This window comes from Clostridium cuniculi (assembly GCF_004353185.1).
In the GTDB taxonomy this organism is placed as follows: Bacteria; Bacillota; Clostridia; order Clostridiales; family Clostridiaceae; genus Clostridium; species Clostridium cuniculi.
Genome location: NZ_SMUS01000063.1, coordinates 1 through 11,052, shown reverse-complemented (window position 1 = coordinate 11,052; position 11,052 = coordinate 1). Strand labels below are relative to the sequence as shown.

19 protein-coding genes are annotated in these 11,052 nt (G+C 27.6%); 10 read left to right on the top strand and 9 right to left on the bottom strand.

Annotated elements, in window-relative coordinates:
- The coding region (locus EJJ37_RS18875) for an IS3 family transposase (protein WP_133016997.1) at window positions 1-730 on the top strand (730 nt) is incomplete at its 5' end.
- 281 nt (window positions 731-1,011) lie between these two features.
- On the opposite strand, the gene EJJ37_RS20505 is transcribed toward EJJ37_RS18875, so the two are convergent.
- From EJJ37_RS20505 to EJJ37_RS18865, 3 genes are read right to left on the bottom strand one after another with little or no spacing between them, the layout of a single operon-like run.
- Entirely contained in the window at window positions 1,012-1,185 is a 174-nt protein-coding gene (locus EJJ37_RS20505; protein WP_166484840.1) for a hypothetical protein, read from the bottom strand.
- Between the two features lie 39 nt (window positions 1,186-1,224).
- The gene (locus EJJ37_RS18870) at window positions 1,225-1,563 is read right to left on the bottom strand and encodes a hypothetical protein (RefSeq protein ID WP_133016996.1); all 339 of its coding nucleotides are present in this window, start codon (window positions 1,561-1,563) and stop codon (window positions 1,225-1,227) included.
- Window positions 1,564-1,623: 60 nt separating this feature from the next.
- Window positions 1,624-1,947 (bottom strand): metal-dependent hydrolase, encoded by a 324-nt coding sequence (locus EJJ37_RS18865; RefSeq protein WP_243124921.1) that lies wholly within the window; start codon window positions 1,945-1,947, stop codon window positions 1,624-1,626.
- Between the two features lie 282 nt (window positions 1,948-2,229).
- On the opposite strand from EJJ37_RS18865, the gene EJJ37_RS18860 reads away from it, so the two are divergent.
- Window positions 2,230-2,595 (top strand): hypothetical protein, encoded by a 366-nt coding sequence (locus EJJ37_RS18860; protein ID WP_133016995.1) that lies wholly within the window; start codon window positions 2,230-2,232, stop codon window positions 2,593-2,595.
- A 263-nt stretch (window positions 2,596-2,858) separates the two neighbouring features.
- Here EJJ37_RS18860 and EJJ37_RS18850 read toward each other — a convergent pair whose 3' ends face one another.
- The 6 genes from EJJ37_RS18850 to EJJ37_RS18825 form a co-directional block, all read right to left on the bottom strand.
- Complete coding sequence (locus EJJ37_RS18850) at window positions 2,859-3,116, bottom strand: hypothetical protein (protein ID WP_133016994.1); 258 nt, start codon at window positions 3,114-3,116, stop codon at window positions 2,859-2,861.
- Between the two features lie 15 nt (window positions 3,117-3,131).
- Complete coding sequence (locus EJJ37_RS18845; protein ID WP_133016993.1) at window positions 3,132-4,058, bottom strand: ParM/StbA family protein; 927 nt, start codon at window positions 4,056-4,058, stop codon at window positions 3,132-3,134.
- A gap of 206 nt (window positions 4,059-4,264) precedes the next feature.
- The gene (locus EJJ37_RS18840; RefSeq protein ID WP_133016992.1) at window positions 4,265-5,500 is read right to left on the bottom strand and encodes a DnaA N-terminal domain-containing protein; all 1,236 of its coding nucleotides are present in this window, start codon (window positions 5,498-5,500) and stop codon (window positions 4,265-4,267) included.
- Between the two features lie 320 nt (window positions 5,501-5,820).
- Complete coding sequence (locus EJJ37_RS18835; RefSeq protein ID WP_133016991.1) at window positions 5,821-6,114, bottom strand: helix-turn-helix domain-containing protein; 294 nt, start codon at window positions 6,112-6,114, stop codon at window positions 5,821-5,823.
- A 103-nt stretch (window positions 6,115-6,217) separates the two neighbouring features.
- A complete protein-coding gene (locus EJJ37_RS18830; RefSeq protein ID WP_166484839.1) occupies window positions 6,218-6,412 on the bottom strand; it encodes a helix-turn-helix domain-containing protein in 195 nt (64 codons plus the stop codon).
- Between the two features lie 397 nt (window positions 6,413-6,809).
- The gene (locus EJJ37_RS18825; RefSeq protein WP_166484838.1) at window positions 6,810-7,184 is read right to left on the bottom strand and encodes a helix-turn-helix domain-containing protein; all 375 of its coding nucleotides are present in this window, start codon (window positions 7,182-7,184) and stop codon (window positions 6,810-6,812) included.
- 149 nt (window positions 7,185-7,333) lie between these two features.
- Between EJJ37_RS18825 and EJJ37_RS20500 the strand changes: the two genes are divergently transcribed.
- From EJJ37_RS20500 to EJJ37_RS18795, 8 genes are all read left to right on the top strand, one after another.
- Window positions 7,334-7,477, top strand: coding sequence for a hypothetical protein (locus EJJ37_RS20500; protein ID WP_166484837.1), 144 nt, complete (start codon window positions 7,334-7,336; stop codon window positions 7,475-7,477).
- A gap of 11 nt (window positions 7,478-7,488) precedes the next feature.
- Window positions 7,489-7,665: a hypothetical protein gene (locus tag EJJ37_RS20495; protein WP_166484836.1), complete on the top strand. Its 177-nt coding sequence runs from the start codon at window positions 7,489-7,491 to the stop codon at window positions 7,663-7,665.
- 12 nt (window positions 7,666-7,677) lie between these two features.
- Window positions 7,678-8,367, top strand: coding sequence for a helix-turn-helix domain-containing protein (locus EJJ37_RS18820; RefSeq protein WP_133016988.1), 690 nt, complete (start codon window positions 7,678-7,680; stop codon window positions 8,365-8,367).
- A gap of 2 nt (window positions 8,368-8,369) precedes the next feature.
- Window positions 8,370-9,686: a replicative DNA helicase gene (dnaB, locus tag EJJ37_RS18815; protein ID WP_133016987.1), complete on the top strand. Its 1,317-nt coding sequence runs from the start codon at window positions 8,370-8,372 to the stop codon at window positions 9,684-9,686.
- Between the two features lie 60 nt (window positions 9,687-9,746).
- A complete protein-coding gene (locus EJJ37_RS18810) occupies window positions 9,747-10,025 on the top strand; it encodes a MarR family transcriptional regulator (protein ID WP_133016986.1) in 279 nt (92 codons plus the stop codon).
- 17 nt (window positions 10,026-10,042) lie between these two features.
- Window positions 10,043-10,423, top strand: coding sequence for a YopX family protein (locus EJJ37_RS18805; protein ID WP_133016985.1), 381 nt, complete (start codon window positions 10,043-10,045; stop codon window positions 10,421-10,423).
- Window positions 10,424-10,450: 27 nt separating this feature from the next.
- Window positions 10,451-10,702: a hypothetical protein gene (locus tag EJJ37_RS18800; protein ID WP_133016984.1), complete on the top strand. Its 252-nt coding sequence runs from the start codon at window positions 10,451-10,453 to the stop codon at window positions 10,700-10,702.
- A 103-nt stretch (window positions 10,703-10,805) separates the two neighbouring features.
- Window positions 10,806-11,052, top strand: a 247-nt coding sequence (locus EJJ37_RS18795) for a single-stranded DNA-binding protein (protein WP_133016983.1), incomplete at its 3' end; no start/stop codon positions are given.

Below are 11,052 nucleotides of genomic sequence, written 5' to 3'. Positions count from 1 at the left end.
TAAGGTTATTCTAGATGAGATTATTAAATTATACTCTGAAGTTAAGGGGATTTATGGCTATCGCCGTATAACGTTAAATATTAATAAAATATTTAACTCAAGCTATAATCATAAACGTATATATAGACTTATGAAATCCGTAAAACTTGCTGCTGTAATTAGGAGAAAAAAGAAAAGATACATTAAGAGTACTCCACAAATTACATCTGAAAATATATTGAATAGAGAGTTTGTAGCTGATAGTCCAAATAAAAAATGGCTGACAGATGTTACCGAATTTAAATTAACTAATGGAAGTAAAGCCTATTTAAGTGCAATACTAGATATTGGTGATAATAGCATTATTTCTTATGTTCTTGGTAAGTCTAACAATAATAAATTGGTTTTTGATACCTTGGATAAAGCTATTGAGGCTAATCCGACCGCAACGCCACTATTTCATAGTGATCGCGGATTTCAATATACATCTAAAACATTTAAGCATAAACTAAATAAAATTAATGCAATACAGAGCATGTCTAGAGTTGGGAGGTGCATTGATAACGGTCCTATGGAGGCTTTTTGGGGTACTTTAAAATCTGAAATGTACTATTTAAGAAAGTTTTCTACCTTTGAAGACCTTGAAGAAGCTATAGACGAATATATTAAATTTTATAACACAAAAAGGTTGCAAAAGAAGCTAAAAGGTATGGCTCCTATCGAATATAGAAACCACACCTTAGCAGCATAATTTTATATTATTTACCCTGTCTACTTGACAGGGGGCAGTTCACAATTATAGTATCTAGCCTATTTTATTTTTTTACAAAATAAAACTGCGTCATTGTATGAAATCACGCAGTTTTTTCTTTAAGCCTTATTATTACTAGGTTTATAAAATATCATTTTTATATTTTTTATTTTTTACGCAGTTTTATTGGGTAAAACGCGCATTTTTATATTTTTAACACTAAATTTATTCAATATTTTTACTTTTAAAATCATCTTTGGATAATTGTCCAAAAATTAATTTTATTTTAAATATTCTTCCCAATCTGTTATTTCATCACCATTGCTATCTATTTCTTTTTCACAATTCTTACAAGTAAAGGATTGAATTAATACATCATCACCTAAATACTCTTCTAAAAATCCACCACAGAAAGGGCAAATAAAACATTCATTTTCATTATCATATTTCAACATATGTCTCCTCCAATCAACATTTCATACTACTTAAAAAGTTTACTTACTATGTGCCTTTTGCCATATGGCCTCTAATTCTTCTTCTGTAAACTCTTCCCATAATACTTCATCATAATCTTCTTCCATACAATTACAGTCGCTTAAAAATTGTTTCCAATTATCATATCCTCTTTCTGATATATGGCTGCAATCTTCTTGTATATCTTTTATTATTCGTTTCTTCATTTCCTCAACATCATAAGTGATCTTATCAGATGAACAATACGGGCAACATTTATCTATATATCCATTCAAACATTCATAGTCTTGCATTTCTTCTTCTGATACTTCTCTTGGTTCATCAAATTCTTTTTCACATTCTTCACATCTATATATCATATTTAATCTCCTTTAAATAAACTAATTTAGTTTCATAACTCTTTAGATACCTTTATTTTATCACACTTTTAACATCTCCGAAATTATATAAATAGCAACTAATAAAATAAATAGATCTTCCGCTCCAGATGCATAAATAAGTTTTGCCCCATACCTTTCCTTAATGAATGGGAAAAAGAATGGGACACCCATCTTTGTAAAACTATCTTCAATAAGGTGTAATCCATAAGCTATGAACCACAATATAGCCATATCTATATTAAATACTCCAACTAAAACACTACTTATTAATAAAAATAATAAGCTATGTGTAATTGTTCTATGTTTTATTCCTAAATATAAATCCCAATCGGGGGCAACAGAGCCTACAATAGCTCCAGCTATAGAAACATAAGATAAATCTAAGTACTTAATTACTGGAAGTGCTACAGCTATTCCTATAGCCTATTGGAGTAGGCAGCAAAGTAAAAGTAACAGGAAATAAAGTATTATTAGGAAGTATAATGAGTTGGATATATATAATGTAGTAGCAGTATAATTTTAAGGTAGTTTAGGGAGTAATCCTTAAGCTACCTTTATTTTTTTACCTTAAAATAAGAATATATTTTAAATGTAGACAAATTATTGTAAATAATAATATAATTATGTAATGAATGGAGGGGGAATATGAAAAATATAGTAAGAGTATTATTAATATTAACATTAAGCTTAGGACTTATAGGGTGTGGGAATAAAACAGAAGAAATTGAAGTACCAGAAGTAACTAAGTTATTATCAGAAGGTGGGGTAAATTTAGATTATGCTACTTATAAGACTACTGAAAAGAATGAAGAAAAAACTATAAAAGTAACTGCAGCATATAATGAGGAAGTTATGATAGTTGGTAAAATAACAGGAATAAGAAATATAATAGAATCAAATTTCAGTAAAGAGTATTCAAAAATAGATTTAACTATAATTCAGGAAGAACCAGAATTTACATCTGTTAATTATATATTTGAAGATGGATCATGGAATGAAGATGTAAAATAATATTTTAAGTTAGATATCATATAGTATCTAACTTTTTTTATTTATAAATGTAGATACGACAAAAATGCTATAAAGAAGGTAGACCTAAAAAATTTACTAAAGAACAACTAGATCTAGCGTTGTCTATGTTATCTGTAAATGGTGGGAATAAAAGTTATAAAGAAGTAGAAACTTTAATTGGAATTAGTATAAGTACATTAAAGAGAGAAAATAATGCAAGAAAAGCACTAAATTTATAGTGCTTTCTTATTTTTTATTTAAATTTAATTAGGCATTTTCCCAAATGTATCTTTCATACTTTTAGAAAGAGTATCTTCTTCATTATTAACCTTAACCTCATTAATAATATTATCTGTATTAGTATTATTAACTGCAATTCCTGGCAATATCATTAAAGTTCTTCTTTCTAATAGCATTCTTTCTAAAGCTACATTTCTACTACTTAATTTATATTTTTTCTTATAATTTTCGATTTCCTCTAAAATATCTTCTTCTAAGTGGAAACTAGTTGTCTTTTTCATTAAAAATCACTCCTATTAAAATAGTCTAGTACCAACTAACCAAAGCCCTTTTGCAGTTGCCATTTGTGGATCATCTACTCTTTTAAATATTTTATCAAAAGACATATTTAAAGATGTTCCTCCAGATACATAAATATCAATTTCACTTTCATCTAAATTAATCCATTTATCTTCAATTTGCTGTTCTATATTTTCACTTGCAATTGTATAGGCTTTCTTTTTAAGTTCATCATAATCTGTACTTGTATCAATTTCATTTATATCTTTTATTATGTTTTGCTCTAGCAATTTATCCTTAACATTACTCATAATACTACGATTACCAAATTCTATAGTATCACTCTTTTTATCATTAAATATCAAACCTTTGTCAAAATATGATAATTCAGTCGTTCTAAATCCTATATTAACTAATGCTACAGGCTTATTATTATTTGGATTATTTCTTAATTGCCAATACAACGCTGAATCACCTTCCCTGAAAATACTTATATCTACAATATTAACTTGCTTAAATCCACCATTAATTTTATCTTTTACTTTAATAGTTTTTCCTTTATACTCTTCTATTACTTCACTTAACACTGTTTTTCTATAAGCTTTATAAGGAACTCCTAACATTATTTTCACATTTTCTTCGACTGCTAATTCATTAAGAGCTGCTGCCATTAACACTCTTACTGCTCTGCTTATTTTACTATCTTTGCTATTTCTAACTATAGTTTGACTTTCTTTTTCAGCAAGTAATCCTACAAACCAATCTTCATTTTCAAATTCTATCATTATTGGCTCATCATAATCTGAAAAGTCAATATTTCTTCCTTCTCCTATAATAGACTTAAATAGACATTGCTTTTGAATACCATTTACTTCACTATAGCCTTTTGTATAGCCCCTTCCAATATCTAGCCCTATAACTTGGATTTCTAAACCTTTTTTCATAATTACCCCTCCATTTCAAATTTTGTTGATATATTGTGCATATATCAACCTTATATATCTATAATAAACCTTAACAAACAATATGTCAACTATTTTTAAACAATAAATCAACTACTATTATATAAAAAAAGTATTTCGACTCAATTTTTAGTTGATATATAGTTTATATATAGTGTGTCTTTGCTTCGTATATAAATTTTCTATTATTAATCACTTGCCACGCTTAATGTTAACTCTCTATTAAAACCATTTTCTTTTAATGCATTACATATATCGCTATAATATCTTCTCTCTATTACCTCCTTAGTAAACATATTTACACATGCCATTACAATTCTACCGTTAACATCTAAAAACTTATTAGGGGCTATCCACGCCTTAAATACACTATCACTAACAAATTCTTTAATAACTTCTTTTACTTCTTCAACTTCAACCCCAGAAGATATATCTATCCTTTTATTTATACTTTCATTAAGCTCTCTTTCTTGTGCTACTTCAACAGCATTATCTAAATTTTTATTTTCATCTTTTTCTTTTAATGCATTATTCTTTTTAGTTTTATTTTTATTGTTAAAGTTCTCTATAGATCTATTCATGTCAGCAACTGTAGTAATACCATCATCTATATATCTTTCTATAGTTTTAGAAAAATAAGCAAATGAACTAGCATTTCTTTCTTCACAATAAGTAATAACAGCTTCTATAAATTCTTTATCATATTTTTCTACATACTTCATAAACTTAATTGTAGTAGTCTTTTTTAATTCACAAATAGAATCATTAAACAATTCTATTAAAGGATGTAGCGAATTGATGGCATTGCCCTTACTACTACTACTAAATTTAGTATTAGTTAAATTTTTAGTATTAGTACTAGTATTAGTATTAGTTGGGTCTGTTTTTCTAGTTTTAGGTTTCCTACTTTTAGGTTTTTGGATAGTAGGATTTTTTTTATGTTTTTTTTCTACTTTCTGATTTTCGGAAAGTAGTATAACCTCTCTGTTTATCACGATTGGAACATATCTTTCAAAGTTTCCTAAAATAACTTTTTTATATATAATTTTTCCTTCATCATCATAAGCATATGTTTCTTTAACGGAAGAAATTAATTCATCATCATTAAACGGCGTTTCTGAGACTAGGGTCTCCCAATGATGAACAGAACCAGTTTTCTTGTTAAACACTCTATATCTTTGAATGTATTTTTTTTCTTTTAATTCTAAAAGTCCAGTTCTAATACTTTCTTTACCATCTATTCCTTCTCTAATTAAATCTGAATTATATACTTCCCAATCATCAGGCTTGGACAGTATATAAGTTAAAATTCCTAAGGCCTTATATGATAGTTGATCGTTATTAATTAACTCATTTGATATTTGAGCAAAAGCTCTTTCCTTTCTTACTCTTCTTATTATTCCTGTGTCTTTATTTTTTTCCATAAAAAAATACCTCCTTAGAAAACATATAAAAAAAGTTCCCTAAAGAGGTCTAATTACTTGACTAAATTATGTGTAATATTATATAATAAATACATAATTTAAGTAAAAGACCTTTTAGGTGTGAGCTCTTTAAGTTGAATGTGGCCAAACATTAGCAACTTAAAGAGTCTTTTTTTATATTAATTCTTCTTATTTCTTGTTAATTTTTTTGTTTTATATCCATAATTGTAATGCATTTTCCAAAAGTTATCAACAAAAAAATTAATTAACTATTTTTTATCCACAAAAAAAGCATATCTTAATTATTTTTAAGATACACTTCATTCTTTTTCTATTTTGTATTTTTTTAAAGTTTCATAAATGCTCATAATGGCATCTACATTTTTTTCATTTTCTAAAGCAAAATTATATTTATGTTTTGTTCTTCCTAAAAGATAATCACAACTAACACCAAAATAATCTGCAATAACAACTAATGTTTCTATATCAATTCTTCTATTACCACTTTCCCAATTAGCTAAAGTTGGCCTAGAAACATTAAGTATTACTGAAAGCTCTTCTTGGTTCATACCTTTATCTGCTCTTAATTCTGCAATAATCTCTCCTATATTCATAATATCCCTCCAAGAAATATTATAGGGGAGATTAGAGTTGAAATTTGTAATGTTTCGTTATGAAATTATAATATTATAAAAGTTTCTATACGAAACAATAATTCTATAGTTCAGCTATAAACTTAAAAACTTCTACAGGGTCTAACTCTAATATTAAAGATAGGTCTAATATTTTACTAACGGATAGAGATTTAGTTTTTCTAGTTTCTATCTTAGAAACATATGATTGGCTTATTCCTAGATATGAACCTAATTCCTTTTGGGTTAATTTTTTATTAAATCGAGCCTTTTGTATCATGCAATAACCTTTTATGCTTAATAAATTTCCGACAATAAATATTACATTTCGAGCAATTAACAAGAAGTTATACATAATATTTTATTTAAATTTTACAAATAGACAATAGATTTTATAAATTACATACATTTACTACAAATGTAAAAAACATGTCGAAATATTCCTGTCAGGAATACGTTTTTGGTTTATAATACAAATATAGATTCAACTTGAACAAATGTTCGAATTGATATATAATTTTTAGTAATAAATGCAAAGGGGATATTTGTATGGAAAACATTAAGATGGAATTAGTAGAATTAATAAAGAAAATTGATGATGAAAAAATTTTAAAAAATCTAAAATTTTATGTATCTGGATACATATTAAATAAAAAAAGTAGAGAATAATTGCTTCTCTACTTTTTTTCATTCTTTTTTTTAAGTCCTTCAACAAGATTTGTCACTATCATCCAATCAAGTTCATCTTCTAGCTCTAACATAGATTTTATAAATTTCTTTTTATAATCACAATCTTCAGCCATAAGAGCTCCCATTAAATAAGCAAGCTCTTCATCTTCCGTCATAGGGTTAAACATTTCGCCTTTACCATCACGTAACCAGCTTTCATTAACATTGTATGTAGAACATATTAAAGATACATTCCTATCTGTTAAGTTAATTATTCCATTTTCTATATTCCCTATAGATGCATTACTTAGACCTATTTTAGAACCGAAATCTTGCTGGGTTAACTTAAGAGATTTTCTTAACTCTCTTAATCTTTTATTCAAAAGAATCACCTCAAGATAATTGTACATTCAATAAATTCTATTGTCAAGAGTATTGATAGTGTAAAATTCTAAAAATAAAACCAAAAATTCTTGACAATAGGAAAAATGTAAAATAAAATTAAATTAACAAGAATTTTGGAGGTGGATTTATGGATATCAAAAAGAAAGAAGAACTTTTAAAGGCTAATCTTAAGATTTTTGATGAATTAAATGATTCAGATATTAACTATATTTTGGGATATGTATCAGGATTAGCAAATGCAAAAAAAAATACAGCAAAAAAAGTAAGTTAGGAGTGGAAGTAATGATTGAGAATTTACTTTCTGATTTAAAAAAATCAACAACAAAAGAAGAGTTTAATTTAATACTTAAAATAGCAAAAGAGGATATTTCTTTTCATAAAAAAATTGGTACAAGCTACTCTGTTGAAAGAGTAGCATCTGTATTAAATCAAACTGCAATTTTAGTAACAAGACTATAATAAGGAGATAATATGAATAAAAATTATTACGCTATTATACCAGCTAATGTACGGTATGATAAAGATTTATCTCCTAACGCAAAATTGCTTTATGGAGAAATAACTGCATTAAGTAATGAACAAGGGTATTGCTGGGCTACTAATTCATATTTTGCAAATTTATATAATGTTACTAATAGAGCTATTTCAAGGTGGATTGCACAACTCATGGAAAAAGGATACATAAGTTCAGTAGTAACTTATAAAAATGGAACTAAAGAAATAGATTCAAGAAAATTATATATAGGGAATACCCCTATAGACAAAAATGTCCATACCCCTATAGACAAAAATGTCCATACCCCTATAGACAAAAATGTCCAGGATAATAATACAAATATTAATATATATAGTGCAAATGATGCACAAGATATTTGGGAATTATATCCGAATAAAAAAGGTAAAGCTCAAGCAATGAAGAAAATACCAAAATTATTAGAAACTTTAGGGAAAGATGTTCTTACTGAATGTGTAAAAAAATATTCAGCTGAGGTTAAAGGTAAAGATAAGCAATTTATACTTAATGGCTCAACATTTTTTAATGGTAGATATGAGGATTACTTAGATGACGCAATAGAAGCTGGCAGTAAAGCGAATGATAATACTAAGAATAGTGAAGTTCATGAGAGTAAATATATATTTAATTTAAGTGAGGACATGTAATTATGAGAGAAGATGTATTAAAAGAATTACCAAGTAGCTTAGAAGCTGAGCAAGCATTAATTTCTAGTATGATAAATATTCCTAGTAAGATACAAGAGGTTGAAGACATTTTAAGTGTAGATGACTTTTATTGGGATAGACATAAGCAAATTTATAAAAACATTAAAGAGTTATCCAGAAGAGATAGCGAAGTGGATCTTGTTACATTACTTGAAGAAATTAAAAATAACGGAGATATAAAAAGCTGTGGTGGGATTTCTTATATTAGTGATATTGCAGGTAGTGGATTTTATGGGGCTAACATTGAAGGATATATAAAAATAATCAAAGAAAAATCCGATAGAAGAAAATTAATAAAGACAGGAAGAGAGCTTATTGGTAAATGTTATGATGGCGAAGATTTAGATAATCTAATAGGTTTTGTTGAAGATAATGTGTACAAGGTGTCTAATTCTAAAGATTCAAGTGAAATAGTTGATATAAGCCAAGCTGTTAATGATGTATTAACAAGAATTGAGCAGAATTATCAAAATGGAGGGAAAATCTTAGGAGTCTCTACGGGATATGAAGAATTAGATAAAACAATATCAGGATTACAAAAAGGTGACTTTATAATAACTGCAGCTAGACCATCAATGGGGAAAACAGCATTTGCACTTAATATAGGGCAATATGCATCAAGGGAAAGTAGTGTTGCGATATTTTCATTAGAAATGACAAGAGATCAATTAATGGAAAGACTATTAGCTGCAAAGTGTTTAGTTGATTTTAGTGCTATTAAAACAGGAAAATTAACGGATGAACAGTTCTTAAAAATAGCTAATGCATCAACTGATTTAAGTAAAAGAAAAATATTTATTGATGATAAAGCAACATCATTAGCAGATATTAAGGCTAAGTGTAGACATTTAAAGGTTAAAAAGAGACTTGATGTAGTTATAATAGATTATTTACAACTAATCGAGAGCACTGAAAAATCTTATTCTAGAGAGCAAGAAATAGCAAAGATATCAAGAGAACTTAAGAAGATGGCTAAAAAGTTAGATATAACAATTATTGCATTGTCACAATTATCAAGAGCACCAGAAGCAAGAGCTGACAGAAGACCAATACTATCTGATTTAAGAGAGTCAGGTTCAATAGAACAGGATGCAGATATTATATTAATGCTTTATAGAGATGAATATTACAACAAAGAATCAGAAGATAAGAATATAGCTGAAGTTATAGTAGGAAAAAATAGAAATGGTGAAGTAAAGAGTATAAAGTTAGGGTGGTTTGGCAACTATCAAAGATTTGCATCATTAGATAGAAGATAATAAGTTGACTAAATACTCTACATATATAGATAAAATTATCTACTAAATTAAGGAGTAAAAATGAAAACTGAATATATAGATTATTTAACAACTTTAGATATAAGCGGACAGACCTTTAGAATTTTACTAGCTTTAAATATAAAAGAGCACACTCAAACTCAAATACAAGAAAAATTAAACATACAAGATAAAGCACAAGTGAATAAATTATTTAAAGATCTAAGCAATAGAGGATTGATAGAAATATCTAAAGTAGAAGGGAGAAATAAATTTTATAAAGCTGTAAAAGATGTTAAAAGACTAAGAATTAATATACCAGGACAGCAAAGAATGTTTTAAAAGGAGATGAGAAGGTTATGGCAGAGATAAAATTCAAAATTTATGATAAGAACAGAAAAGGGCTTATAAGTGGGACTGGTTATAGCATAACAGGAGATGGGGAAGTACAAACATTTAATAGTCATGGAGTAGCAGAAGGAACAGTTAATAATAGACATTTAAAGCCAGTTTTATATTCAGGAAAGAAAGATATTACAGGAAGAGATATTTACGAAGGCTTTATAGTAGAGAGAAAAGCAGCATCATCAGGAGATGAAGAGATAACAGGAGTAGTTGTTTTAGAAGAGTGTCAATGGAGGATAGTAGATAAGGTATATGGAAGAGCAGTAGCATTATTTTCTGAAACAGCAGAAGATAAAATTATAGGAAATGTATATGAAAAAGAGTATTTTGTCTAGAAAGATAAAGATTAAAAGGGTGATATGATGTTTGAAAAAATAAAGAGAAATTTATTCAAATTTTTTAAAAGTAGCTGGTATGGTGAAAGTAAAAATAAAGATGAAAGTGAGATAGGATTAGATCTAATATCAGAAAATGAGAAAAAGGTTTTCGTAGAACAAAAGGTTATAGATTCAAGAGAAAGAGCAAGAAAAAAATTTCAAATGATAGCTAAAAGAACAAAAAGTTGGAGAATAAGAGAGAAAAATATAAAAAGGTTAGTAGAATATTATGAGTGATTTAGATATGGAAGCAATAGAGAAAGCGATTAAATATTATTTTGCTGGTTATAGTCCTAAAGAAGCTATAAGAAAAGCAATGAATGAAATGAAGGAGAAATAAATGAATAAGGTAGTACTTATAGGCAGAACAACTAAAAGTCCAGAATTAAGATATGCACCAGTAACAGGAACTGCAGTATGCAGATTTACATTAGCAGTAAATAGACCTTACAAGAAAGATGAAACAGATTTTATAAACTGTATAGCATTTAATAAACCTGGAGAAGCAATTGCACAATATGTTACAAAAGGTAGACAGTTAGCAGTTACAGGAAGTATTAGAACAGGCAGTTATGATTCTCAAGACG